This is a genomic window from Streptomyces cylindrosporus, assembly GCF_022698165.1.
In the GTDB taxonomy this organism is placed as follows: Bacteria; Actinomycetota; Actinomycetes; order Streptomycetales; family Streptomycetaceae; genus Streptomyces; species Streptomyces cylindrosporus.
In genome coordinates this window covers 119,235-144,211 of the sequence record NZ_JALDAY010000003.1, presented here as the reverse complement: position 1 = coordinate 144,211, position 24,977 = coordinate 119,235, and the positions used below count along the sequence as shown (strand labels likewise).

Annotated in this window: 22 protein-coding genes; 16 read left to right on the top strand and 6 right to left on the bottom strand. The window is 72.0% G+C overall.

The window, feature by feature from the left end:
* Nucleotides 1–46: 46 nt before the first annotated feature.
* Nucleotides 47–1,720 carry a PucR family transcriptional regulator gene (locus tag MQP27_RS10120; RefSeq protein ID WP_242764069.1) on the bottom strand — a complete coding sequence of 558 codons (1,674 nt, stop codon included), beginning with the start codon at nt 1,718–1,720 and terminating at the stop codon, nt 47–49.
* 261 nt (nt 1,721–1,981) lie between these two features.
* Between MQP27_RS10120 and MQP27_RS10115 the strand changes: the two genes are divergently transcribed.
* The 5 genes from MQP27_RS10115 to MQP27_RS10095 all read left to right on the top strand — a co-directional run bounded on the left by MQP27_RS10115 (nt 1,982) and on the right by MQP27_RS10095 (nt 8,692).
* Nucleotides 1,982–2,875: an FAD binding domain-containing protein gene (locus tag MQP27_RS10115; RefSeq protein WP_242764067.1), complete on the top strand. Its 894-nt coding sequence runs from the start codon at nt 1,982–1,984 to the stop codon at nt 2,873–2,875.
* Nucleotides 2,875–3,444, top strand: a complete 570-nt coding sequence (locus MQP27_RS10110) for a (2Fe-2S)-binding protein (RefSeq protein WP_242764065.1) — start codon at nt 2,875–2,877, stop codon at nt 3,442–3,444. The genes MQP27_RS10115 and MQP27_RS10110 overlap by 1 nt, the downstream gene beginning before the upstream one ends.
* 2 nt (nt 3,445–3,446) lie before the next feature.
* Entirely contained in the window at nt 3,447–5,843 is a 2,397-nt protein-coding gene (locus MQP27_RS10105) for a xanthine dehydrogenase family protein molybdopterin-binding subunit (protein ID WP_242764062.1), read from the top strand.
* Nucleotides 5,844–6,021: 178 nt separating this feature from the next.
* On the top strand, nt 6,022–7,479 hold the full coding sequence (locus MQP27_RS10100) for an NCS2 family permease (RefSeq protein WP_242764060.1): 1,458 nt from the start codon (nt 6,022–6,024) through the stop codon (nt 7,477–7,479).
* A gap of 49 nt (nt 7,480–7,528) precedes the next feature.
* Nucleotides 7,529–8,692 (top strand): XdhC family protein, encoded by a 1,164-nt coding sequence (locus MQP27_RS10095; RefSeq protein WP_242764058.1) that lies wholly within the window; start codon nt 7,529–7,531, stop codon nt 8,690–8,692.
* Between the two features lie 7 nt (nt 8,693–8,699).
* On the opposite strand, the gene MQP27_RS10090 is transcribed toward MQP27_RS10095, so the two are convergent.
* On the bottom strand, nt 8,700–9,764 hold the full coding sequence (locus MQP27_RS10090; protein WP_242764056.1) for a saccharopine dehydrogenase NADP-binding domain-containing protein: 1,065 nt from the start codon (nt 9,762–9,764) through the stop codon (nt 8,700–8,702).
* A 90-nt stretch (nt 9,765–9,854) separates the two neighbouring features.
* On the opposite strand from MQP27_RS10090, the gene MQP27_RS10085 reads away from it, so the two are divergent.
* Entirely contained in the window at nt 9,855–10,442 is a 588-nt protein-coding gene (locus MQP27_RS10085) for a TetR/AcrR family transcriptional regulator (RefSeq protein WP_242764054.1), read from the top strand.
* 63 nt (nt 10,443–10,505) lie between these two features.
* Here the strand turns inward: MQP27_RS10085 and MQP27_RS10080 are convergent, their stop codons facing one another.
* The gene (locus MQP27_RS10080; protein ID WP_242764052.1) at nt 10,506–10,946 is read right to left on the bottom strand and encodes an SRPBCC family protein; all 441 of its coding nucleotides are present in this window, start codon (nt 10,944–10,946) and stop codon (nt 10,506–10,508) included.
* A gap of 203 nt (nt 10,947–11,149) precedes the next feature.
* Between MQP27_RS10080 and MQP27_RS10075 the strand changes: the two genes are divergently transcribed.
* Together MQP27_RS10075 and MQP27_RS10070 are read left to right on the top strand one after the other, a co-directional pair.
* Nucleotides 11,150–12,163 carry a DUF2278 family protein gene (locus MQP27_RS10075; RefSeq protein WP_242765056.1) on the top strand — a complete coding sequence of 338 codons (1,014 nt, stop codon included), beginning with the start codon at nt 11,150–11,152 and terminating at the stop codon, nt 12,161–12,163.
* Nucleotides 12,164–12,253: 90 nt separating this feature from the next.
* Nucleotides 12,254–13,474, top strand: a complete 1,221-nt coding sequence (locus MQP27_RS10070; protein ID WP_242764050.1) for a cytochrome P450 — start codon at nt 12,254–12,256, stop codon at nt 13,472–13,474.
* A gap of 21 nt (nt 13,475–13,495) precedes the next feature.
* Here MQP27_RS10070 and MQP27_RS10065 read toward each other — a convergent pair whose 3' ends face one another.
* Nucleotides 13,496–15,901, bottom strand: coding sequence for a SpoIIE family protein phosphatase/ATP-binding protein (locus MQP27_RS10065; protein WP_242764048.1), 2,406 nt, complete (start codon nt 15,899–15,901; stop codon nt 13,496–13,498).
* Between the two features lie 157 nt (nt 15,902–16,058).
* Between MQP27_RS10065 and MQP27_RS10060 the strand changes: the two genes are divergently transcribed.
* On the top strand, nt 16,059–17,177 hold the full coding sequence (locus MQP27_RS10060; protein ID WP_242764045.1) for a substrate-binding domain-containing protein: 1,119 nt from the start codon (nt 16,059–16,061) through the stop codon (nt 17,175–17,177).
* Here the strand turns inward: MQP27_RS10060 and MQP27_RS10055 are convergent.
* On the bottom strand, nt 17,134–17,601 hold the full coding sequence (locus MQP27_RS10055; RefSeq protein ID WP_242764043.1) for a MarR family winged helix-turn-helix transcriptional regulator: 468 nt from the start codon (nt 17,599–17,601) through the stop codon (nt 17,134–17,136). The two genes, MQP27_RS10060 and MQP27_RS10055, sit on opposite strands and share 44 nt — an antisense overlap.
* 250 nt (nt 17,602–17,851) lie before the next feature.
* Between MQP27_RS10055 and urtA the strand changes: the two genes are divergently transcribed.
* Genes urtA through urtE form a run of 5 tightly spaced genes read left to right on the top strand, consistent with a single transcriptional unit; the run spans nt 17,852 to nt 22,597 of the window.
* On the top strand, nt 17,852–19,105 hold the full coding sequence (urtA, locus tag MQP27_RS10050; protein ID WP_242764041.1) for an urea ABC transporter substrate-binding protein: 1,254 nt from the start codon (nt 17,852–17,854) through the stop codon (nt 19,103–19,105).
* 51 nt (nt 19,106–19,156) lie between these two features.
* Entirely contained in the window at nt 19,157–20,041 is an 885-nt protein-coding gene (gene urtB / locus MQP27_RS10045; RefSeq protein WP_242764039.1) for an urea ABC transporter permease subunit UrtB, read from the top strand.
* A complete protein-coding gene (gene urtC / locus MQP27_RS10040; RefSeq protein ID WP_242764037.1) occupies nt 20,038–21,135 on the top strand; it encodes an urea ABC transporter permease subunit UrtC in 1,098 nt (365 codons plus the stop codon). Before urtB ends, urtC begins: the two co-directional genes overlap by 4 nt.
* Entirely contained in the window at nt 21,132–21,899 is a 768-nt protein-coding gene (gene urtD, locus MQP27_RS10035) for an urea ABC transporter ATP-binding protein UrtD (protein ID WP_242764035.1), read from the top strand. Before urtC ends, urtD begins: the two co-directional genes overlap by 4 nt.
* A gap of 5 nt (nt 21,900–21,904) precedes the next feature.
* On the top strand, nt 21,905–22,597 hold the full coding sequence (gene urtE / locus MQP27_RS10030; protein ID WP_242765054.1) for an urea ABC transporter ATP-binding subunit UrtE: 693 nt from the start codon (nt 21,905–21,907) through the stop codon (nt 22,595–22,597).
* Here the strand turns inward: urtE and MQP27_RS10025 are convergent.
* The gene (locus MQP27_RS10025) at nt 22,587–23,060 is read right to left on the bottom strand and encodes an Lrp/AsnC family transcriptional regulator (RefSeq protein ID WP_242764032.1); all 474 of its coding nucleotides are present in this window, start codon (nt 23,058–23,060) and stop codon (nt 22,587–22,589) included. The two genes, urtE and MQP27_RS10025, sit on opposite strands and share 11 nt — an antisense overlap.
* A gap of 78 nt (nt 23,061–23,138) precedes the next feature.
* On the opposite strand from MQP27_RS10025, the gene MQP27_RS10020 reads away from it, so the two are divergent.
* Together MQP27_RS10020 and MQP27_RS10015 are read left to right on the top strand one after the other, a co-directional pair.
* The gene (locus MQP27_RS10020; RefSeq protein WP_242764030.1) at nt 23,139–24,191 is read left to right on the top strand and encodes a Glu/Leu/Phe/Val dehydrogenase dimerization domain-containing protein; all 1,053 of its coding nucleotides are present in this window, start codon (nt 23,139–23,141) and stop codon (nt 24,189–24,191) included.
* A gap of 14 nt (nt 24,192–24,205) precedes the next feature.
* The gene (locus MQP27_RS10015; RefSeq protein ID WP_242764028.1) at nt 24,206–24,976 is read left to right on the top strand and encodes a YqjF family protein; all 771 of its coding nucleotides are present in this window, start codon (nt 24,206–24,208) and stop codon (nt 24,974–24,976) included.
* Nucleotide 24,977 lies beyond the last annotated feature (1 nt).

Genomic DNA, 24,977 nt, shown 5'->3' with positions numbered 1-24,977 from the left:
GACCCGGACGGCACCTGGTGCCACCCGGCCCGACGGCCCCGCGGGCTCAGCTCATCCGCAACGCCAGGAAGAAATCGAGCTTGTCCTCCAGTCGGGAAAGGTCACGACTCGTCAACTGCTCGATCCGCCCCACGCGGTAGCGCAGCGTGTTGACGTGCAGGTGCAGCCGGGTCGCACAGCGCGTCCAGGAGCCGTCGCAGTCGAGGAAGGCCTCCAGCGTCGGGATCAACTCGGCGCGGTGGCGCCGGTCGTAGTCCCGCAGCGGGTCCAGCAGCCGGGCGGTGAAGGCGCGCCGCACGTCGTCCGGCACGAACGGCAGCAGCAGGACGTGCGAGGCCAGCTCCTGGTGGCCCGCCGCGCACACCCGGCCTGGGCGCGCGGCGGCGACCCGGCGTGCGTGCCGCGCCTCCTCCAGCGCCCCGCGCAGCCCCTCCGCCGAGTGCACGGCCGCGCTGACGCCCAGCGTGACCTGCCCGTCGTCGTCGAGCCCGGCCGACAGCGGATCCCGTACGGCCTCCAGGAGCGCGTCGGCGAGGATCCCCGCCTCGGAGCCGTCGTGCTCCGTGGAGACGGCCGGCAGCGGTACGAGGGCGATCGCCTCGTCGCCGGTGTGGGCCACGGCGATGCGGTCCGAGGGCTCGGGGCCGGTGGCCAGCGGGTCGACCAGGATCTCCTCCAGGAGCGACTGCGCGACCGGGCCCGCCTCGATGTCCCCGCCCGCCCAGTCCACCCGGGCCACGACGACCTGCCAGTGCGGGGCGGCCCCCAGGCCGGGCAGCAGCACCGGGGCGGCCACCCGCAGCCGGGCCGCGATCTCGGCGGGCGCCGCGCCCGTCTGGACCAGCTCCAGGACCTCCTGGGCGAGCCGCCGCCGGACCGTCCGCGCGGCGTCCCGGCGGTCCCGCTCGACGGAGATCAGCTGGGTGACGCCCTGCAGCAGGTCGAGCCGCTCGGCCGGCCAGTCGCCCGCGTCCGCCTCCACGGCCAGCAGCCAGTCCGACAGCACTGTCTCGCGCACGTCCCGGGATGCCTGCGTGGAGCGCCCGCTGCTGCGGATCGGGAAGAGGCTGAACGTCGCCGGGCCGACCGTCACCCGGTGCGGTCCGCGCCGGCCCGTGCGGGCGGCGGCGAGATGCTCGGCGGCGAGCGTGGCGCAGACCTCGGCGGGCAGCCCGGGGCCCGCGACCTTGGTGCCCGCGATGAGCCGTCCGGTGGGGGAGAGCACCCAGGCCCGCAGGTCCAGGTCGGAGCCGAGCAGGTCCAGGACCACGTCCGGGCCGCCGCCCGCCGGGCCCGAGGTCATCATCCGCCGGTGCCGGTCGACCACGGCCGCCAGGTCCCCGGCCCGCTCGCCGCTGACCTGCCGTACGACATGCTCGGTGATCGTCGCGAACGCCACCGACTCGTGCACCGCGAACAGCGGCAGCCGGTGCCGGGCGCAGGCGAGGACCAGGTCGTCGGGGATGTCCCCGAGCTCCGCCTCGCCGGCGGCCAGCGCGGCCACGCCGGCCTGCACCAGGATCCGTACGAACGGCTCCGAGTCGGCGGCGTCCCGGCGCCAGGCGAGGCCCGTGAGGACCAGTTCGCCGCCCGAGAGGTAGCGGCTGGGGTCGCGCAGGTCGGTGGTCATCACACCGCGTACGGTGCGGTCCAGCTCGTCCTCGCCGCCGAGCAGCCTGAGGCCCAGCGCATCGGTGTCCAGCAGTGCGCGCAGCCGCATCTCGTCGCCGCCGATCTTTGTCTCGAAATCTACGATGAGGGGTGGAGGGTGGATGTGGCTGTTTCCTGCGTTTCTACAGGAAGACAGAGAGGTTACTGATGGCATCCGTTCATACGAATCTACAAGATGCCCGCCCTGGCCAGCCAACTCCTTCATGGTTTCCGTGACTGACAGGCGTGGAGTACCGCGCTGTGTACTGGGCCCACTCGACGTGAACAGCACGTGAACGAGCCACTCACGAGACGAAGAAGAGAGCCGGTCATGGACTTCCTTCGCCCCGCCAGCTGGGAGGAGGCGCTCGCCGCCAAGGCCGAGCACCCCACCGCTGTGCCCATTGCGGGCGGCACCGATGTGATGGTCGAGATCAACTTCGACCACCGGCGGCCCGAGTACCTGCTCGACCTGAACCGGATCGGCGACCTCACCGAGTGGGAGACCGGCGAGGACACGGTACGGCTCGGGGCCTCCGTCCCGTACACCGGCATCATGGAGCACCTCCGTGCCGAGCTGCCGGGCCTCGCGCTCGCCTCGCACACGGTCGCCTCCCCGCAGATCCGCAACCGCGGCGGCGTCGGCGGCAACCTCGGCACCGCCTCGCCCGCCGGTGACGCCCACCCGGCCCTCCTCGCGGCCGGCGCCGACGTCGAGGTGGAGTCCGCGGCCCGCGGCACCCGGCTGATCCCGATCGACGAGTTCTACACCGGCGTCAAGCGCAACGCGCTCCAGCCGGACGAGCTGATCCGCGCCGTCCACATCAAGAAGGCCGACGGCCCGCAGCAGTACTCGAAGGTCGGCACCCGCAACGCCATGGTCATCGCCGTGTGCGCCTTCGGCCTCGCGCTGCACCCCGAGACCCGCACGGTCCGCACCGGCATCGGCTCGGCCGCCCCGACGCCCGTCCGGGCGAAGGCCGCGGAGGAGTTCCTGAACGCGGCGCTCGAAGAGGGCGGCTTCTGGGACAACGGAAAGATCATCACCCCGTCGGTCGCCAAGCAGTTCGCGGACCTGTGCTCCGCCGCCTGCAACCCGATCGACGACGTCCGGGGCACCGCGAGCTACCGCCGCCACGCGGTCGGCGTCATGGCACGCCGCACGCTGACCTGGACCTGGGAGTCGTACCGCGGCACCGCCGCCCACTCGGAGGGAGTCGCCTGATGCGCGTCAATTTCACTGTCAACGGACGTCCGCAGGAAGCCGACGACGTGTGGGAGGGCGAGTCCCTGCTGTACGTGCTGCGCGAGCGGCTCGGTCTGCCCGGCTCCAAGAACGCCTGCGAGCAGGGCGAGTGCGGCTCCTGCACGGTCCGCCTCGACGGCGTGCCGGTGTGTTCGTGCCTGGTCGCCGCGGGTCAGGTCGAGGGCCGCGAGGTCGTGACCGTCGAGGGGCTCGCGGAGTACGCCAAGCAGCGGTCCTGCGGTTCCTCGTGCGGTACGTCGCTCAACGACGCGCAGCAGTGGGCGGCCAAGGGCCAGGACTCGCAGACCGGCGAGGGCACCGAACTAGCCCCGATCCAGCAGGCGTTCATCGACGCCGGTGCCGTGCAGTGCGGCTTCTGCACCCCGGGCCTGCTGGTCGCCGCCGACGAGATGCTGGAGCGCAACCCGAACCCGTCCGACGCGGACATCCGCGAGGCGCTGTCGGGCAACCTGTGCCGCTGCACGGGCTACGAGAAGATCATGGACGCGGTCCGCCTCGCGGCCGCCCGGCAGGGAGAGGCGGTCTGACGATGCCCAGCAACGGCGCTCCCATCGGCACTCCCACCAAGGTCACCCAGGGTTCCCAGACCAAGGGCGGCATCGGCGAGTCCACGCTCCGACCGGACGGCACCCTCAAGGTCACCGGCGAGTTCGCGTACTCGTCCGACATGTGGCACGAGGACATGCTCTGGGGCCAGATCCTCCGCTCCACCGTCGCGCACGCCGAGATCGTCTCGATCGACACGAGCGAGGCGCTGAAGACCGCGGGCGTCTACGCCGTCATGACGTACGACGACCTGCCGGCCGAGATGAAGAACTACGGCCTGGAGATCCAGGACACCCCGGTCCTCGCGCACGGCAAGGTACGCCACCACGGCGAGCCCGTCGCCATCGTCGCCGCCGACCACCCGGAGACCGCGCGCCGCGCCGCCGCCAAGATCAAGGTGGAGTACCGCGAGCTGCCCGTCATCACCGACGAGGCCTCCGCGACCGCGCCGGACGCGATCCTCGTCCACGAGGGCCGCGACGACCACCACATCGGGCACGTCCCGCACCCGAACATCGTGCACCGCCAGCCGATCATCCGCGGCGACGTGGAGGAGGCCCGCAAGCGGGCCGACGTGATCGTCGAGGGCGAGTACACCTTCGGCATGCAGGACCAGGCCTTCCTCGGCCCCGAGTCCGGCCTCGCGGTGCCGGAGGAGGACGGCGGCGTCCACCTCTACATCGCCACCCAGTGGCTCCACTCCGACCTGCGCCAGATCGCGCCCGTCCTCGGCCTGCCCGAGGAGAAGGTGCGGATGACGCTGGCCGGCGTCGGCGGCGCGTTCGGCGGCCGCGAGGACCTGTCGATGCAGATCCACGCCTGCCTGCTCGCGATGCGCACGGGCAAGCCCGTCAAGATCGTCTACAACCGCTTCGAGTCCTTCTTCGGACACGTCCACCGCCACCCGGCGAAGCTGTACTACGAGCACGGGGCCACGAAGGACGGCAAGCTCACGCACATGAAGTGCCGGATCGTCCTGGACGGCGGCGCCTACGCCTCCGCCTCCCCGGCCGTCGTCGGCAACGCCTCCTCGCTCTCCGTCGGCCCGTACGTCATCGACGACGTCGACATCGAGGCCATCGCCCTCTACACCAACAACCCGCCCTGCGGCGCGATGCGCGGCTTCGGCGCGGTCCAGGCGTGCTTCGCCTACGAGGCGCAGATGGACAAGCTGGCCAAGAAGCTGGGCATGGACCCGGTGGAGTTCCGGCAGCTCAACGCCATGGAGCAGGGCACGATCATGCCGACCGGGCAGCCGGTCGACTCGCCGGCCCCGGTCGCCGAACTCCTGCGCCGCGTCAAGTCGATGCCGCTCCCCCCGGAGCGCCAGTGGGAGTCCAGCGAGGGCGCGGACGTACGGCAGCTGCCGGGCGGTCTGTCCAACACCACCCACGGCGAAGGCGTCGTACGTGGCATCGGCTACGCGGTCGGCATCAAGAACGTCGGCTTCTCCGAGGGCTTCGACGACTACTCGACCGCCAAGGTGCGCATGGAGGTCGTCGGCGGCGAGGCCGTCGCGACCGTGCACACCGCGATGGCGGAGGTCGGCCAGGGCGGTGTCACCGTCCACGCGCAGATCGCCCGCACCGAGCTGGGCGTCTCGCAGGTCACCATCCACCCCGCCGACACCCAGGTGGGCAGCGCCGGTTCGACGTCCGCGTCGCGTCAGACGTACGTCACCGGTGGCGCCGTGAAGAACGCCTGCGAGCTCGTCCGCGAGCAGGTGCTGGAGATCGGCCGGCGCAAGTTCGGCACGTACCACCCGGCCTGGGCCACCGCCGAGCTGCTACTGGAGGGCGGCAAGGTCGTCACCGACGGCGGCGAGGTCCTCGCCGACCTGGCGGACGTCCTGGAGGGCGAGGTCGTCGAGCTGGAGAGGGAGTGGCGGCACCGCCCGACCGAGGCCTTCGACCTGCGCACCGGCCAGGGCAACGGCCATGTCCAGTACTCCTTCGCCGCGCACCGCGCCGTCGTCGAGGTCGACACCGAGCTCGGCCTGGTCAAGGTGATCGAGCTGGCCTGCGCCCAGGACGTCGGCAAGGCGCTCAACCCGCTCTCCGTCCTCGGCCAGATCCAGGGCGGCACCCTCCAGGGCATGGGCATCGCGGTGATGGAGGAGATCATCGTCGACCCCAAGACCGCCAAGGTCAGGAACCCGTCCTTCACGGACTACCTGCTCCCGACCATCCTCGACACGCCGATCATCCCGGTCGACGTGCTCGAACTCGCCGACGAGCACGCCCCGTACGGGCTGCGCGGCATCGGCGAGGCACCGACCCTGTCCTCGACTCCCGCTGTCCTCGCGGCGATCCGCAACGCGACGGGCCTGGAGCTGAACAGGACGCCGGTACGCCCGGAGCACCTCACGGGCAAGGCGTAACCAAGACCCTCCGGGCGGCACGGGAACGTCACACTTCGACGTGCCGCCCGGAGCAGCCAGTTCGTTCGTCTCGGGCCGTCCCCCGGGTCGTGCGGCCGAAGCACCATCCCAAATCCCGCACCACACACTGCGGTTCGCAGTTCGCGGGTGCCCCTTTGAACCTTGGGAGTAGGCCCACATGACCCAGCAGTCACTGGAGCCGCAGACCGTCTCGGAGGAAGCGGGCACGGGCAGCCGTGTCCCCGCCGGACGTTCGTGGCTCGACCGGTACTTCCACATATCCCAGCGAGGGTCCACGGTCGCGCGCGAGGTGCGCGGCGGCGTCACCACCTTCATGGCGATGGCGTACATCCTCCTGCTCAACCCCCTGATCCTGTCCGGCAAGGACGTGGCCGGGGACACGCTCGGGCAGAAGGCCCTCATCACCGCGACCGCGTTCGCGGCGGCCTTCACCACCCTGCTCATGGGCTTCTTCGGCAAGGTGCCCCTCGCGCTCGCCGCCGGCCTGTCCGTCTCCGGTGTGCTCTCGTCGCAGGTCGCGCCCCAGATGACCTGGCCGCAGGCCATGGGCATGTGCGTGATGTACGGCGTGGTCATCATGCTGCTGGTCGTCACCGGCCTGCGCGAGATGATCATGAACGCGATCCCGCTCGCGCTCAAGCACGCGATCACCATGGGTATCGGCCTGTTCGTCGCGCTGATCGGCCTGGTGAAGGCGGGCTTCGTGCACCAGGGCAAGGCGACCCCGGTCACCCTCGGCCCGACCGGTGAACTCGCCGGCTGGCCGGTGCTGCTCTTCGCCGCCACGCTCCTGGTCATCTTCATGCTCCAGGCGCGGGGCGTCCCCGGCGCGATCCTCATCGGCATCGTCGGCGGCACCGTGGTCTCCGTCGCCCTCAACGCGCTCGGTGTCATCGACCCGAAGCAGTGGGCGAGCGGCGCTCCCGAGCTGCACGGCAGCGCGGTCTCCATGCCGGACTTCTCGATCTTCGGCAAGGTCGAGTTCGGCGGCTGGGGCAACGTCGGCGCGATGACGGTCGGCATGATCGTGTTCACGCTCGTGCTCGCCGGCTTCTTCGACGCCATGGCCACCATCATCGGCGTCGGCACCGAGGCCAAGCTCGCCGACGAGCAGGGCCGGATGCCGGGCCTGTCCAAGGCGCTGTTCATCGACGGCGCGGGCGGCGCGATCGGCGGCGTCGCAGGCGCCTCCGGCCAGACCGTGTTCGTCGAGTCCGCGACCGGAGTCGGCGAGGGAGCCCGTACCGGCCTCTCCTCCGTCGTCACCGGGCTGTTCTTCGCGGCCTGCCTCTTCTTCACCCCGCTGACGGCGATCGTCCCCGGCGAGGTCGCCGCCGCGGCCCTGGTGGTCATCGGCGCCATGATGATGATGAACGCCCGCCATGTGGACTGGGCCGACCGCGCCACCGCGATCCCGGTCTTCCTCACCGTCGTGATCATGCCGTTCACGTACTCGATCACCGCGGGCGTCGCGGCCGGGGTCATCTCCTACGTCGCCATCAAGCTCGCCCAGGGCAAGGCCCGGGAGATCGGTGCCTTCATGTGGGGCCTGACAGTGATCTTCCTGGTCTATTTCGCCCTCAATCCCATTGAGAGCTGGCTGGGCGTGCACTAGCCGCCCGCCCAAGTACCTTCCCCGCAACCGCTGTTAAGGAGACCGAGAGATGCTGGACATCGCCGAGGAGCTCAACCGGTGGGTCGAGCAGGGACGCGACTTCGCCGTCGCCACCGTGGTGGCCGTCGGCGGCAGCGCACCCCGCCAGCCCGGCGCCGCCCTCGCGGTGGACGCCGACGGCACGGCGATCGGCTCGGTCTCCGGCGGCTGCGTGGAGGGCGCCGTGTACGAGCTGTGCCGGCAGGCCCTCGCGGACGGCGAAACCGTCCTGGAGCGCTTCGGGTACAGCGACGAGGACGCCTTCGCCGTCGGCCTGACCTGCGGCGGCGTCATCGACATCCTCGTCACACCGCTACGGGCCGCGGATCCGGCCCGGCCGGTGCTCGCGTCCGCGCTCGCCGCCGCCGCTCGTGGGGAGGCGGCGGCGGTGGCGCGGATCGTCTCGGGACCGGCCGAACTCCTCGGCCGCGCCCTGCTGGTGAGCCCCGAGGGCTCGTACGACGGCTCGTACGAGGGCGGCTTCGGCGCGCATCCGGAGCTGGACCGCACGGTCGCCGCCGAGGCCTCCGCCTTCCTCGACGCGGGCCGCACCGGCACCCTGGAGATCGGAGAGCAGGGCTCTCGTTGCGGAGCACCGCTCACGGTCCTGGTCGAGTCCTCCGTCCCGCCGCCCCGGATGATCGTCTTCGGCGCGATCGACTTCGCCTCGGCGCTGGTCAGGATCGGCAAGTTCCTCGGCCACCACGTGACGGTGTGCGACGCCCGCCCGGTGTTCGCCACGCGGACCCGTTTCCCGGAGGCCGACGAGATCGTCGTCGAGTGGCCCCACAAGTACCTGGAGCGCACGCGGGTCGACGGCCGGACCGTCCTGTGCGTCCTCACCCACGACGCCAAGTTCGACGTCCCCCTGCTCCGGCTGGCGCTGCGCCTGCCCGTCGCCTACGTCGGCGCGATGGGCTCCCGCCGCACCCACCTGGAGCGCAACGACCGCCTGCGCGAAGTAGGCGTCACCGAGCTGGAGCTGGCCCGGCTGCGCTCCCCGATCGGCCTCGACCTCGGCGCCCGTACGCCCGAGGAGACGGCCCTGTCGATCGCCTCGGAGATCGTCGCGGCCCGGCGCGGCGGCAGCGGCGTCTCGCTCACCGGCGCGCACACGCCGATCCACCACGACCCGACGTCACTGCCGGCCCGGCGGATCGGATCGGTGGCCTGACGCCGCCTCAGTCCGGCGGCAGCGTGGCCGTGAACGTGCCCAGTTCCGCGAGCCGTTCGAGGAAGGGCCGGGCCGGGAACGCCTCGGCCGCGCTCAACACCCCCGACTTTCCGGGCCCTTCGCCGTGGGCGAGCCGTACTGCCGCCTCCACCGAGGCCACCGCGCCCGCCCGCCAGATGTCCCGCCCGCGCACGTGCGCGTTGCGCCCGCCCCCGCCGGCCGCCGTCACCTGGACCGCGACCGTGAACTCGGTGCGGGCCCGATCCTCGGGGCTCGCGTCGACGCTGGTGAAGATCTGCTCCTCCTCGAACGTCGAGGCGGTGAGCTGGACCTCGACCGTGCGGGCGGGGACATGCCGGGGGATGGTGACGACCTCGCCCGAGGGGAACGGCACGATCGTCGTGCGCGGGCCCACCGGGGGCGGGAAGGGGAAGACCGCGTTGCGGATCTCCACCGGCCCGATCACCTGGGCGCCGTCGCGGAAGCCGATCCGGTCGATCTCGCCGATCAGCAGGTTCGCCGTGTTCACCGCCCCCTGGGTCATCCGCCAGCCGGTGACCGCGTAGCCGACGGTGACCTTGTCCACGTCGGGCAGGCCGGAGGCGGCGACGGCGGCGAGGAGGTCGCCGAGGCCGCCGTAGAAGCTCATCTGGGGGATGAGGACGGCGCCGGTGCGTTCGGCGGTGGCCTGGAGGTCGTCGAAGAGGTGCTTGACCGGGTGCGGCTCGATCGCGTGGTCGACGTAGGCCGTGCCGGTCTCGGCTGCCGCGCCGGCCACCGGCTCGGCCGTGTTCGTGAACGGGCCCGCGCAGTGGACGATGACGTCCGCGCTCTCGGCGAGCGCGCGCAGCGCGGGTCGGTCGTCGACCGACGCGGGGTGGACGCGGACTCGCTCGCCGCCCAGCTCGTCCGCGAGCGCGCGCAGCGCCCGCTCGTTGCGGCCGGCGAGGATCAACTCCCCGCCGCGGGCGAGGAGTTCGGTCGCGACCAGACGCCCGGTGTGTCCGTTGGCGCCGTAGACCGCGAAGAGAGGTGTGTTCCGGGACTCGTGGTGCGATGCCTGTGCCGTCATGGCTCGGCTCACTTCCATACCGAGGGTATGCAACCGGATCGGCTAAGTTACGTACCCCCGGTATGCCTGTCAAGGGAGTTGACGATCCACATGGTCCGGCGCACCCAGGCCGAGCGTTCCGGCACCACCACCGCCCAACTGGTGGCGGCGGCGGAGGAGTTGTTCGGGCGCAACGGCTACGCGGCCGCGTCCCTTGACGCGGTCGCGGCGGCGGCCGGGGTCACCAAGGGTGCCGCGTACCACCACTTCCCGGCCGGCAAGACGGCCCTGTTCAGGGCGGTCTTCGTACGGCACCAGGAACGCCTCGCCGACGCCCTGGCCGAGGCCGGCGCCGCCGCACCCGACCCGCGCGCCGCGCTGCTGGCCGGCGCCCGCACCTTCCTGGAGCACTGCCTCGACCCCGCCTTCCGGCGGATCGTCCTGCTCGACGGGCCGTCCGTCCTCGGCTGGGAGGAGGTCCGCGAGATCGAGTACGGCTATGCGCTGCGCGTCCTGCGCGCCGCGATGGAGGACGCGGTCCGCGCCGACGGCGGCACCCCGGACACCGCCCTCACCGCCCGCTGCCAGCTCGTCTTCGGCGCCCTGTGCGAGGCCGGCATGCTGCTGGCCCGAGCGGAGGACCCGGAGGCGGTGCTGCCGGTGGTGGTGGGGGAGGCGGGGCGGTTGCTGGGGGCGTGAGCCGTCACCGGTGCCGGAGCCTGAGCGCCCGGGTGCCGGGGTGTGAACCGGCCTGTGTGTCGCTCAGGGCATTCGGAGCAGCCGGTTCGCCGCTCTCCCGAACACGTACACCGCCGCACTCCGCAGCAGCGGGTCGAAGAGCCTCGGCAGCCACCGCACCGCCAGTTCCTCCCGCCAGACCACCCGGCTGCGGCCCCCGGGCCCGGGCCGTACCTCGATCTCGGCCCAGCCCGTCACCACCCGCCCGCGCTTCTCCAGCCGGCACAGCCCGGGCTCGTCCTCCGCCGGCGGCCGCCACACCGTGACCTCCATCGGGTCCTCGAAGGAGAGCGGGCCGAGGCCCGAGCGGGTCACGACGAGCGTGCCCACTCCGGCGGGCGGGGGAGTGGAGACCGTGACACGGGTGAGCGGGACCACCTCGCCGTGGCGGGGCCACTCCGTGAGGCGGCGCCAGGCCTCGGGGAGGGGGAGCGGCACCGTGCGTTCGAGGAGGAAGTTGACCACGTGACGAATCGTAGGGAATTCCGGCTGCTCAGAGGGCTGTTCACCGAGGCGTCACGCACTTGGCCCAGCGATGTCATACGCGGAAGGCGTAGACAGGACGGTGCCGGTGGAATGGCGCAAGACTGGGGTGACATAAGTGTCATCCCATTACGATTCCCTCCATGGGCGGGCAATCCGCCTGCCCCCGGGGGAAGTTGGACGTCATGCCGCTCAAGGCCTACGGCGTGCTCATCACGCGCGCGGTCGACACCCGGCGCGAGGGCGCCAAGGACACACCGCACTACCAGATCCACCTCACCGACGACGCCGGCACGCACTACCGGGCCGCCGTCAACGTCCTCTCCCAGGAGCGGCCCTCCGAGCTGCTCTACCTGGTCGACGAGGACTTCAGGCACCCCCTCACGGCCCGCCTCGAAGGCCTGCCGAGCGGCTGGAACACGCTGCCGCCCGGGCCCGGCGGACCCAACCTCGACTTCGTCCGCGGCAACCTCTTCGACCCGGCGAAGCTGCGCACCCTGCCGCCGGACCGCTCGGGGCCGGACAACGACCTGGCCGACGTCCTCGACCACTACGTACGCCGTGCCGTCGCGGACCAGGAGGCCCGGCTGTACGTTTTCGGCGAGCGCTTCGGGCCCGAACCGACCGTCAAGGACAAGGTGTTCGGCTTCCTGCCCGGCAACGGCGTGCACGACATCCACATGAACCAGGGCAACAGCCCGAAGTTCCACGGGGACGACGGGGTGTGGCAGGACGGCGGGATCCTGCTGCACTTCCCCGCGGACGGCCGCTGGGTCGGCATCTTCCTCGCCTTCCAGAGCCAGTCCTGGCACACCGACGACGCCACCGGGCACGCCCTCGACAACGTCGAGCCCGGCAAGCCCGAACCGGGCGCCCAGTCGGTCCGTATCGTCGCGGCGCTCGTCAACCCGCCCGGCCCGGCGCCCGAGGCGGAGACGGTCACGCTGATCAACGCCTCGCCGTCCGCGGTCGACCTCACCGGCTGGCGGATCGTGGACCGCATCGGCCAGTCCTCCGCGGTCACTCCGGCCGGCCCGCTCGCCCCGGGCGCCTGCCTGACCGTGCCACTCGCGGGCGGCGCCCAACTGGGCAACCGCGGCGGCGAGATCACCCTCCTGGACGCGGCGGGCCTGAAGGTGCACGGCGTCTCGTACACCGCGGAGCAGGCGGCCCAGGAGGGATGGTCGGTGGTGTTCTGACGGGACCGGTAGGACACCGGCACCTACCGCACCGCACACCCGTACGGCACCATGAGCGCGACCACACCGCCGTCGGCCGGAGGGTGACCCGTGGACCGTCAACTGCTCGGCAGGCGCGACGAGTTGCAGCGTGATCCGTATCCGCACTACGAGCGCGCCCGGCAGGCCGAGGGGCTCACGTTCGTCGCGGAACTCGACGCCTGGCTGGTCGCCCGGGACGCCGACGTACGGGAAGTCCTGCGCCGCCCGCGGGAGTTCTCCTCGGCGAACGCCCTGATCCCCGACGTCATGCCCGCGCCCGCCGCCCTCGCCGTCCTCGGCGGCGGGTTCGGCGGGCGGCCCGTCGTCGTCACCGCCGACGGCGCCCGGCACCAGCAGTTACGGGCGCCGATCGTCCGCGGCCTGTCGCCGGCGCGCGTCGCCGCCGTGCTGCCGTACGCCGCCGAGCGGGCCGCCGCCCTGGTCGACGGCTTCGTGAAGGACGGCCGGGTCGAGCTGATGTCGGCGTACGCTGGGAAGCTCCCCGGCGAGGTCATCGGCCGCGTCGTCGGCCTCGATCCGGCCGACGTGCCCGCCGTCGTGCACGGCGGAAACCGCGCCGAGGAACTGCTGTTCCGTCCGCTGCCGGAGCAGGAGCAGATCGCCGCGGCCGAGGACGCGGTCGCGATGCAGGTCATCCTGGAGCGGTACGCGCGCGAGCGGCACGCCGAGCCCCGCGACGACCTGTGCACCGAGCTGGTCAGGTCGGTCGTCGGTGACGGTGACGGTGAACTGACCCTGGAGCACCGGCACGAAATCGTCGCCCACCTCCAGAACCTGCTGCTCGCCGGGCACCTGACCACCACCGCGCTGATCGGTACGACCGTGCTGCACCTGCTCCGGCACCCCTGGCAGTGGGAGTTGCTGTGTGCCGAGCCGGAGCGGATACCGGCGGCCGTGGAGGAGGCCGCCCGCTACGACAGCGCCCTGCAGGGCTTCCGCCGCGTCACCACCGGCCCGGTCACCCTGGCCGGCACCGAACTCCCGCCCGGCGCGAGCCTGTTCCTCGCCTTCGGCGGCGCCAACCGCGACCCCGACCGCCACCCGCACCCGGACGACTTCGACATCACCCGCACCCCCGAACGTCACCTCGCCTTCGGTCTCGGCGTGCACGGCTGCCCCGGCTCTCAGCTGGCCCGCGAGCAACTCCGCCTCACCCTGCAGGAGTTGACCCGCCGTCTGCCCGGTCTGCGGCTGGCTGAGGACCACCCGGTCACCATGCGCCCGACGTTGATCCACCGCTCTCCGCAGGCCCTGAATCTGACGTGGTGAGGCCCGCGCCTACCGGACGCCCTACCCGCGCTCGGCGAACTGGGCGACCAGGAACAGCCCCCGGCCGCCCTCGTCGGTGCCTGCCGCGCGGCGCAGGTGCGGGGCGGTGCTGCTGCCGTCGGAGACCTCGCAGATCAGGGTGCGGTCACGGATCAGACGCACCCGGACCGGGCCGTTCGCATGGCGGATGGCGTTGGTGACCAGCTCGCTGAGGATCAGCTCGGTGGTGAAGGCCTCGTCCGCGAGACCCCACTCCTCCAGCGTGCGGGCGGCCGCCGTACGAACCCGGCCTACCTCGGACGGATCGGTCGGCACGTCCCAGACCGCGCTGCGGTCCGCGCCGAGCCGACGGGTGCGGGCCACGACCAGCGCGATGTCGTCGCGGGGCCGCTCGGGCACCAGGGCCGCGAGCACCGCCCGGCAGGTCGCCTCGGGGCTGCGGTTCCCGCGTCCGAGCGCGCCGCGCAGCAGCTCGAGCCCCTCGTCGATGTCCCGGCCGTGGTCCTCGACCAGCCCGTCGGTGTACAGCACCAGCCCGCTGCCCTCGGGCAGCCGCAGCTCGGTCGCCTCGAAGGGCAGGCTGCCGCCCAGGCCCAGCGGGGGCCCGCCGGGAACCACCGGGAACTCCACGCTGCCGTCGGGGTGGACGAGGGCGGGTTCGAGGTGGCCGGCGCGGGAGAGGGCGCACCGGCCGGTGCCGGGGTCGTAGACGGCGTACAGACAGGTGGCTCCGGTGACCGGCGCGGCCGTCTCGTCGTCGCTCTCGTCCTGGTCGATGCGGGCGACCAACTCGTCGAGCCGCCAAAGGAGTTCGTCGGGCGGCAGGTCCAGGGAGGAGAAGTTGTGCACGGCGGTGCGCAGCCGGCCCATGGTCGCCGCCGCGTGCAGCCCGTGCCCGACGACGTCCCCGACCACCAGCGCCACCCGCGCCCCGGGCAGCGGGATCACGTCGAACCAGTCCCCGCCGACCCCGCCCTGCGCCGCCTGCGCGGGCAGGTAGCGGTAGGCCACGTCCAGGGCGCTCTGCTCGGGCACCCCCCGCGGCAGCAGGCTGCGTTGCAGGGTGGCGGCCATGGTGTGCTCGCGGGTGTAGCGGCGGGCGTTGTCGATGCTGACGGCGGCGCGGGCGACCAGCTCCTCGGCGAGGGCGACGTCCTCGCGCTGGAAGGGCGTGGGCTCGTCGGCGCGCCAGAAGGTGGCCACGCCCATGACGACCCCGCGGGCCGGCAGCGGCACCGCGATCATCGAGTGGATCCCGAACTCCACGAGCCTGCGCGCCCGTTCGGGGTCCTGCGCCTGCCAGCCGGAGTAGGCGCCCATGTCCGCCTCCAGCACGCTCTCGCCGGCCGTGTAGCCGGAGGCCTGCGGGGTGGCCGGGACGAAGTGGATCAGCCGCCCGGCGGGGTAGAACGGGCTGCCCTCCCGCACCCCGCGGAACGCCACCCGCCGCATGTCCGTGGCGTCCTCCCACGGCTCCTCGCCCCGCAGCACCGGATCCGCCAGGTCGACGGTGACGAAGTCCGCGAACCGCGGCACGGCGAAGTCGGCCAGCTCCTGGCAGGTCAGCCGCACGTCGAGCCGGGTGCCGATCTCCAGGCCGGCGTCGTAGAGCAGCTTCAGCCGCTCCTGCGCCACGTCCGCCCGGCCGGTGAGGGCCTCCAGCTCGGTGGTGTCCCGCAGGGTGGCGACACTGCCGGACGGGCTGCCGTCCACGTCGGTGGCCCGCTGGCTGACCGCGAGCAGCCGGCCGCGCGCCAGGTGCACCTCGTCGGTGGCGTTGCGCCCCGAGGAGAACAGTCGCGCCAGGTCAGGGGTGATGCCCAGGTCGAGGACGGGCCGCCCCTCCGCGTCCGGCCCCAGGCCCAGCAGCCGGCGCGCCTCGTCGTTGGCCAGCGCCAGCCGGCCCTCGCCGTCGAGGATCAGCACGCCCTCCCGCACGGCGTGCAGGACCGCGTCGTGATGGTCGTACATCCGAGTCGTCTCGGCGGGCTCCAGTCCGCGTGTCTGGTTCCGCAGCCGCCTGCTGACCAGGGCCGTTCCCGCGGTGGCGAGGGCCAGGGCGGCGAGCGCCGAGACGACGAGCACGGGCAGCCGGTGCTCGATCGCGCCGCGCACGCTCGCCAGGGTCACCCCGGCCCGCGTCGACGGGCCCGCCGCCTCGGTCATCACGACGACAGAGTGCGGCGCGGCGGACGGATCGGGGCGCGCCAGGGCCTCGGAGATGCCCGGCGCGTTCGCGAGGGTCTGGGCGACCGCGAGGGACCGGTCGCGGGCCTCACGCTCGCTGTCGGCTCCCACCTGCAGCAGCACGGCGACCACCGCGGCGACGACCAGGAGCACCACGATCGCCGCCCGCAGCACGAAGGCCTGTCGGGCCGGCGTGCGTGCGCTCAGCGCGGAGCGCAGGCGGCCGCGGAATCCGGCCATGTCTCATTTTCACACTGTTCAGTGGGACGGGCACCGCAAACGGCTCTTTCCCGGGGATATGCGGGCCGGCCACCCGCACCGGATCATGGAATTCCAGCCCTGGCGCGGACCCGGCCGCGCCCCGTCCGACCGCGCCGCCCCCTGCCATCATGTGCCCATGCACCGGCCGCCGCCCCGCCTGCCCGCCCCCGACTGGTTCACGGCCGACGACTCGGCGCTGAACGTCGCGCTCGTGTACCCGATGCGGGGGCCCGCCGGAATCTTCGGCCCCACCTGCGAGTCCTGCGCCCGCCTCGCCGCCGAGGAGGTCAACAGGGCGGGCGGGGTGCTCGGGCGCGAGCTCCGGCTGGTCGAGGTCGACGGCGGCGCGGCGCCTGCCGAAGTCGCCGGGCAGGTCGCGGCGTTGGTGGAGACGGGAGTGGTGCAGGGCGTCACCGGCTGGCACATCTCGTCCGTACGGCAGGCGGTCGCGCCGCGGATCGCGCACCGGGTGCCGTACGTCTACACGGCCCTGTACGAGGGCGGCGAGAACACCGAGGGCGTCTACCTGACCAGCGAGACCCCGGCCTGGCAGCTCCTGCCTGCCATGCGGCTGCTGGCCGAGGCGCGGGGCGTGCGGCGCTGGTTCGTCGTCGGCAACGACTACGTGTGGCCGCGGCGCACCGCCCGCGCGGCCCGCCGTTACGTCCGCGAGTGCCGGGGCCGGGTCTGCGGCGAGGCCTATCTCCCGCTGGGTACCGAGGAGTTCGGCGAGGTGATGCGCCGTATCGAGCGCACCGACGCCGACGCCGTGCTCATGCTGCTGGTCGGCAGCGACGCCGTCCGCTTCAACCGCGCCTACGCCGCCGCGGGCCTCGACCAGCGCTGTCTGCGGCTCAGCACTCTCATGGACGAGAACATGCTGCTGGCCAGCGGCCCCGAGGCCACCGCCGACCTGTTCAGCACGGCCGGATTCTTCACCTCGCTCGCCGACCGCAACAGCATGGACTTCCACGGCAGCTACGCCGACCGGTACGGCGCCGACGCGCCCGTACCCGGCAGCCTCGGCGAGTCCTGCTACGAGGGTGTGCTGCTGCTCGCCGCGCTCGTCGAACGGGCCCGCACGCTGGACGTGTCCGCGATCGACGCGGCCGCCGCGAACGTCTCCTACGAAGGCCCGCGCGGACTGATCGGCCTCGACGGCCGGCACGCCCGCCAGCGCATCTACCTCGCCCAGGCGGACGGCCTCGACTTCACCGTGCTCGCCCAACTCCGTTCCCCGTACGACCTGTTGTGACCGCACCCCCGCCGTCCAGGGTCCCGGCGAGCCGCTCCAGCAGAACCCGCAGCTGCTCGCCGTCCTCCGGGTCGAGCAGCGGTGCCAGCTCCGCGCGCACCCGGCGATCGATCCGCTGCCAGAACTCCCGTCCGCGCGGGGTGAGTTGGGCGAGGATACGGCGGCGGTCGACCGGATCCGTGCGCCGGTAGACCAGGTTCTGGTCGACCAGGCGGTCCACCAGCTTGGTCAGGCTCGGCGGCGGCAGGAAGGCGCAGTCGGCGATCGCCGTCATGTTGTGCCCCTGGCCGTCCGAGAGCAGCGCCAGCACCCGCCACTCCTCCACCGAGCAGTCGAACTCCGCCAGCACCTGCTCCACCCGGCGTGCGGACAGGCGCTCGGCCCGGGTGAGCAGCAGGAGCAGTTCCTGGGGCCGGTTCGCCATCGCACTCCTCGCAACAACGGGTCCACGGTGGGGTGTTCGCCAGCGTACCCGCGATCACGCCGAGCCGTAATAAATGCTTCCTGGAGAAAGTATCGCAACGGTTCATCAATGGCGGTGAAACGCGGGGGAAACAGCTCCGGCGCAGTCTGTGGACCGCGCTTCCGCAGCTCAACCCCCAAGTGCGCGCCCGCATTTCCCCTCCCGAATTCACGATCCTTTTCACTCTGCCTTCGGGCAAGGAGGTATTCGCATGTCCGGGCTCAGTATCAGCAGACGCGGTCTTCTGTACGGCGCCTCCGCCCTCGGCGCGTCCGCGGCGCTCACCGCGTGCGGCGCCAAGACCGGCTCCGGCACCTCGTCCGACGCCGGCGCCAAGGCGGACACCTCCGGCAGCACCGTGAAGGTGGGTCTGCTGAACTCGCTCTCCGGGACCATGGCGATCAGCGAAGTCACCGTCCACAACTCGCTGTTGCTCGCCGTGAAGGAGATCAACGCCTCCGGCGGCGTCCTGGGGAAGAAGCTCAAGCCCATCAGCCAGGACGGCGCCTCCGACTGGCCGACCTTCGCCGAGAAGGCCGAGGCCCTGATCAAGGACGACAAGGTCGTGGCCACCTTCGGCTGCTGGACCTCCGCCAGCCGCAAGGCCGTCAAGCCGGTCTTCGAGCGCTACAAGTCGCTGCTGTTCTACCCGGTGCAGTACGAGGGCCTGGAGGAGTCGCCGTACATCTTCTACATCGGCGCCACCACCAACCAACAGATCGTGCCCGCCCTCGACTACCTCAAGAAGCAGGGCCTGACCCGCCTCTACCTCGTCGGCAGCGACTACGTCTTCCCGCGCACCGCCAACAAGATCATCAAGGCGTACGCGGAGGCCAAGGGCATGAAGGTGGTCGGCGAGGACTACGCGCCGCTCGGCTCGACGGAGTTCAGCACGATCGTCAACAAGGTGAAGGGCGCGGGCGCCGACGCCGTGTTCAACACCCTCAACGGCGACAGCAACGTGGCCTTCTTCAAGGAGTACAAGTCCGCGGGCCTCACCGCCAAGAGCCTGCCGGTGCTCTCCGTCTCCATCGCCGAGGAGGAGGTCAAGAGCATCGGAACGCAGTACCTGGAAGGCCAGTTGACCGCCTGGAACTACTACGAGACCACCCCGGGCGCGGCCAACAAGAAGTTCGTCGCCGCCTACCAGGCCGCCTACGGCAAGGACAAGCCGACCTCCGACCCGATGGAGGCCGCCTACATCTCCCTCTACCTGTGGAAGGAGATGGTCGAGAAGGCCGGCTCCTTCGACGTCGCCAAGGTGAAGGCGGCGAGCGACGGCATCACCTTCGACGCCCCCGAGGGCACGGTCACCGTCGACGGCGCCTCCCAGCACGTCTACAAGACGGCCCGGATCGGCAAGGTCGGCTCCGACGGCCTCATCGAGGAGGTCTGGAACTCGGGCAAGCCGATCAAGCCGGACCCCTACCTGAAGGGCTACTCCTGGGCCTCGGCCCTGTCCTGACCCTCCGTCACCTCCTCACCCTCTCGACCCGGAGCCTTTCGGAGCCGCTTCATGACGGTCGTCCTCAACCAGTCCTTCACCGGCATCAGCATCGGTGCCGTCCTGCTGCTCATCGCCCTCGGCCTGACCCTCACCTTCGGGCAGATGGGCGTGATCAACATGGCGCACGGCGAGTTCATCATGGCCGGTGCCTACACGACGTACGTCCTGCAGAAGTCCATCAGCAGCGCCGGCCTCTCGTTGCTCGTCGCCCTGCCGCTGGCCTTCCTGGTCGCGGGAGCCATGGGAGCGCTGCTCGAATGGCTGCTCATCCGCCGCCTGTACACCCGCCCGCTGGACACCCTGCTGGTCACCTGGGGCGTCTCGCTGATGCTCCAGCAGCTGGCCCGGGACGTGTTCGGCGCCCCGAACGTGCAGACCGCCGCACCCGACCTGCTGACCGGCAACATCTCGGCCGGCGGTGTCACCTTCGCCAACAACCGTCTGTTCATACTGGGGTTGGCCCTGCTGTGTGTCCTCGGCCTCACCCTCGTCCTGCGGTTCACCCCGCTCGGCCGCCGGATCCGGGCCGTCGTGCAGAACCGCGACCTCGCCGAGGTCTCCGGCATCGCGACCGGCCGCGTCGACCGGGTCACTTTCTTCATCGGCTCGGGCCTCGCGGGCGTGGCCGGCGTCGCGCTCACCCTGGTCGGCCCGATCGGCCCGACCATGGGCACCAACTACATCGTCGACGCCTTCCTGGTCGTGGTCGTCGGCGGCATCGGACAGCTGAGGGGCGCCGTCATCACGGCGTTCGCGCTCGGCGTCCTGCAGTCGGTCCTGGAGTACTCGACGACGGTCAGCGTCGCGAAGGTCGGCGTGCTCGTGGCGATCGTCGCCTTCCTCCAGTGGCGGCCCCAGGGCCTGTACACCCTGCGCACCCGGAGCCTGGCATGAAGACGATCACCGAACGCCTCCGCGTCCCCGGCGCCTTCCTCCTCGGCGCGGTCCTGCTCCTCGGCATCGCCCCCGTCGCCCTCTCCGACTTCCGCCTCTCCCTGCTCGCCAAGTACCTCTGCTACGCCATCGTCGCGGTCGGCGTCAGCCTCGCCTGGGGCCGCGGCGGCCTCATGGTCCTCGGCCAGGGCGTCTTCTTCGGCCTCGGCGGCTACGCCATGGCCATGCACCTCAAGCTCGCCGACGCGGCCGACACCGGCGAGAAGATCCCCGACTTCATGCAGCTGTACGGCACTTCGGACGCCCTGCCCTGGTGGTGGAAGCCGTTCGCGAACCCGGCCTTCGCGCTCGCCATGACCGTTCTGCTGCCGATGGCGGTCGCCGCGCTGGTCGGCTTCCTCGTCTTCCGCCGCCGGGTGAAGGGCGCCTACTTCGCGATCCTCAGCCAGGCCCTCGCGGCCGCCCTGTCCATCTGGCTGATCGGCCAGCAGGCCACCACGGGCGGCACGAACGGACTCACCGACATCCAGGGCTTCTTCGGCTACTCGCTGGACGACCCCGTCAACCAGCGGATGGTGTACTTCGTCATCGCCGCCGTCCTGCTCCTGCTGATGGCCCTGGCCCGCCAGCTGTTCGTCAGCCGCTACGGCGAACTCCTGGTCGCCGTACGGGACTCGGAGGAGCGGGTGCGCTTCCTCGGCTACGACCCGGCGAACGTCAAGCTCGTCGCGTACGTCGTCGCCGCGGGCATGGCCGGACTGGCGGGCGCGCTGTTCGTGCCCGCCGTGGGAATCATCTCCCCGGCGCTGATCGGGATCGTGCCGTCCATCGGCTTCGTGATCGGCGCCGCGGTCGGCGGCCGGGCCTCGCTGGTCGGCGCGGTGCTCGGGGCGATCGCCGTGGCCTGGGCGCAGAGCACGCTGTCCGACGAGTTCCCGGCCGCGTGGACGTACCTCCAGGGCCTGCTGTTCGTGCTGGCGGTCGGCTTCCTGCCGGGCGGCCTCGCCTCGCTGGGGACGGTCCTGCGCAGGCGTCGTACTCCGGCAACTCCCAAGGAGGAAAAGGTGGTTGTGATGGCGGGGGAGGCGGCATGAGCGGCGAGGGGCTCACCGTCCGCGACCTGCGGGTCAGCTTCGACGGATTCACCGCGGTCGACGGCGTGGACCTCGACATCGGCCCCGGCGACCTGCGGTTCCTGATCGGGCCGAACGGCGCCGGGAAGACCACCCTGGTCGACGCCGTCACCGGTCTCGTCAGGGCGAGCGGTTCGGTGCGGTTCGCCGGGCAGGAGCTGCTCGGCAGGCCGGTGCATCGGATCGCCCGGCTCGGGATCGGACGAACCTTCCAGACCGCCACGGTCTTCGAGGAGTTGACGGTCCTTCAGAACCTCGACATCGCGGCCGGCGCCGGCCGCGGTCCGCTCACCATGCTGCGGCGCCGGGGGTCCGTGCCGGAGCCGGTGAGCAGGGCACTGGAGACCACCGGCCTGACCGGGCTGCGCGACCGCCCGGCCGGGATCCTCGCGCACGGGCAGAAGCAGTGGCTGGAGATCGGCATGCTGCTCGTGCAGGACGTCCGGCTCCTGCTGCTGGACGAGCCGGTGGCCGGGATGAGCCACGAGGAGCGCGAGGCCACCGGCGAACTGCTGCGACGCGTCGCCGAGGACCGCACCGTCGTCGTCATCGAGCACGACATGGACTTCATGCGCTCCTACGCCCGCAGCGTCAGCGTCCTGCACGCCGGCAAGGTCCTCAGCGAGGGCACCGTCGCCGAGGTGCAGGCCGACGCCAAGGTGCAGGAGGTCTACCTCGGCCGGGCCGCCGAGCCCGCCGCCGTCCCCGTCCCCGAGGAGGCGTGAGCCCGATGCTGGAACTGACCGACCTGCGGGCCGGATACGACCGTACGCCCGTCCTGCACGGCGTCACCGTGTCCGTGCCGAAGGACGGTGTCGCCACCGTCCTCGGGCACAACGGCGCCGGGAAGAGCACCCTGCTGCGCACCGCCATGGGCCTGATCAGGCCCAAGGGCGGCACGATCCTGCTGGACGGCGAGGACATCACCCGGCTCGCCCCGCACCAGCGGGTCGCCCGCGGCATGGCCTACGTACCGCAGGGCCAGCAGTCCTTCCCGCACCTGACCACCGCCGAGAACCTCCAACTCGTCGCCGACGGACGGGCGGACGGCAAGGAGGCGACCGCCGAGGCGCTCGACCTCTTCCCCGTCCTGCGCGAACTCTCCGGCCGCCGGGCCGGGTTGCTCAGCGGCGGCCAGCGGCAGCAACTCGCCATCGCCCGCGCCCTGGTGACCCGGCCGCGGCTGCTGCTGCTCGACGAACCGACCGAGGGCATCCAGCCGTCCGTGGTCGCCGAGATCGAGGAGACCGTCCTCGAGCTGGCCCGGCGCGGCGGACTGTCGGTCCTCCTCGTCGAGCAGCACGTCGGGTTCGCGATGCGAGCGGCCGACCGCTACTACGTCCTGGAGGCCGGCCGTGTCACCTCCTCCGGGGAGGGCGGGACCGGCTCCGAGCAGACGGTCCGGGCGGCGCTCAGCGTGTGACGCGGGCCGGCGGCAGCGGCTCCAGCACCGGGTTGGTCAGGTGCTGGTAGATGATCATCGAGCGGAAGCTGAAGATCTCGCGGCGGTTGGTGAACCGGTCGAGCAGGAAGGCGTGCAGATGCTCGATGTCCTGGACCGCGACATGCACCAGGAAGTCGTCGGTGCCCGCCATCGTGTAGACGGACAGGACTTCGGGCAGCCGGGAGACCGACTGCTCGAAGTCCGCCACCACTTGCCGGCTCGGCGGCCGGACCGTGGCGGCCACCATGGCCTGCACCCCCCGGTTCAGCGCGGGCAGTGCCACCTCGGCGCGGTACCCGCGGATCACCCCGCGCCGCCGCAGCAGCCGGATGCGCTCCAGACAGGTGGAGGGCGCGATCCCGACCTTCTCCGCGATGGCCCGGTTGGGCTGCCGTGCATCCTCCTGCAGATGGCGCAGGATCGCCGTATCAAGTTCGTCCACGATCACCTCTCGCGCTCGGTCCCGAATTTTGTTCGGGACCTCGGTCGTACCCCTGAACATCTGCCTAACCTCCCGGCCATGACGCAAACACTCGAACACGAAGAGGTGACCGTCCACCGCGGCTCCCGGTCCGGGCTGCCCCTGATCATCGCGATCCACTCCCGCGCGCTGGGCCCGGCGGTCGGCGGCATCCGCCTGCGCCGGTACGGGAGTTGGCGTGACGGCCTCGCGGACGCGCTGCGGCTGTCCGAGGCGATGACCTACAAGTGCGCCGCGTCCGGGCTGGACTTCGGCGGCGGCAAGACGGTGGTGGCCCTCGACCGGCACACCGACGTCACACCGCAGTTGCGCGCGGCGGCCCTGGCCGACCTGGGCGAGCTCATCGCCTCCCACGAAGGCACCTACTACGCCGGGCCCGACATCGGGACGACCCCGGACGACATGGCGGTGGTGCGCCGCTCGACCCCGTACGTCTTCTGCCTGCCCGAGGAGCACGGCGGCACGGGCGACTCCGGCACCCCGACGGCCACGGGCGTCCTCGCCGCCCTCCGCGCCGGCGCCGAGCACGTCTTCGGCACGGCCTCCTTCGCCGGCCGGTCCGTGATCGTCAGCGGTTACGGCTCCGTCGGCAGCCGCGTCGCCGCGGGGCTGGCGGGGGACGGGGCGCGGGTGCTGGTGTCCGACGTGGACGAGTCGAAGCGGGCCGCGGCACTGCGATCGGGCCTCACCTGGCTCGCCCCGGAGGAGGTCCCCGCCACCGCGGCGGACGTCCTCGTGCCGGCCGCGGTCGGGGGAGTGCTCGGCCCGGAGACGGTCGCGGAACTCGACGTACGTCTCGTCGTGGGCCCGGCCAACAACCAGCTCACGGACGACTCGGTGGCCGAGGCGCTGGCCGGCCGAGGCATCGTGTGGGTGCCCGACTTCGTCGCGAGCGCGGGCGGGGTCGTGTACACCCTGGGCCGCGAGGTCGACCAGATCGGTCGCGAGGAGGCCGTACGGCGGGTCCTGGCCATCGGCGACACGGTACGCCTGCTCCTCGACCGCGCCCGGACGGACGGCACGACGCCGCTGGCCGAGGCGAAGAGCCTGGCGACGACGAGACTGGCACGGCTTGCGGGGGCGGGGCGTTGACTACCGTGTGACCCATGTCGCCGCACAGCACGCCGTCGTTCCCGGAGCCGATCACCGCCGACGCGCCCACGGCCATCCCGCGCCCCCTGCTCACCCAGTCCTGGCTCGACCTCGCGTTCCTGCACTGGGCCGCGGACCCGGCCGACGTGGCCGGGCTGCTGCCGCCCGGTACGGTCCCGGACACCCTGGACGGCGTCACCTACGTCGGCCTGGTCGCCTTCCGGATGCACCGCGTCGGCTGGCTGCGGCTGCCGGGCGTGCCCTACCTGGGGACCTTCCCGGAGACGAACGTGCGCCTGTACTCGGTGGACGAGCAGGGACGGCGGGGCGTGGTCTTCCGGTCACTGGACGCCTCGCGGCTGATCCCGGTGGCCGTGGGCCGGCTCGGCTTCGGGATGCCGTACCTGTGGTCCCGCATGAGCGTGCGCACCGACGGCGACACGGTCACGTACACGAGCTCGCGGCGCTGGCCCGGCCCACGGGGCGCGCACAGCCGTATCGCCGTGAAGGTCGGTGAACGGGTCGCGCGGCCAACGGAGTTGGAGCACTTCCTCACCGCCCGCTGGGGCATGCACGGCATGTTCTTCGGCCGTCGCCTGTACCTCCCCAACGCCCACCCGCGCTGGTCCCTGCACCGGGCCGAACTCCTCGAATGCGACGAGGACTTGGTGGCAGCGGCCGGCCTCCCCGCCCCCTCCGGCGCCCCGGTCAGCGTCCTGTACTCACCGGGAGTCCCGGCCCGCTTCGGCCGCCCGGCCCGCCCTGCGGGTATCCCAACGCCCTGAC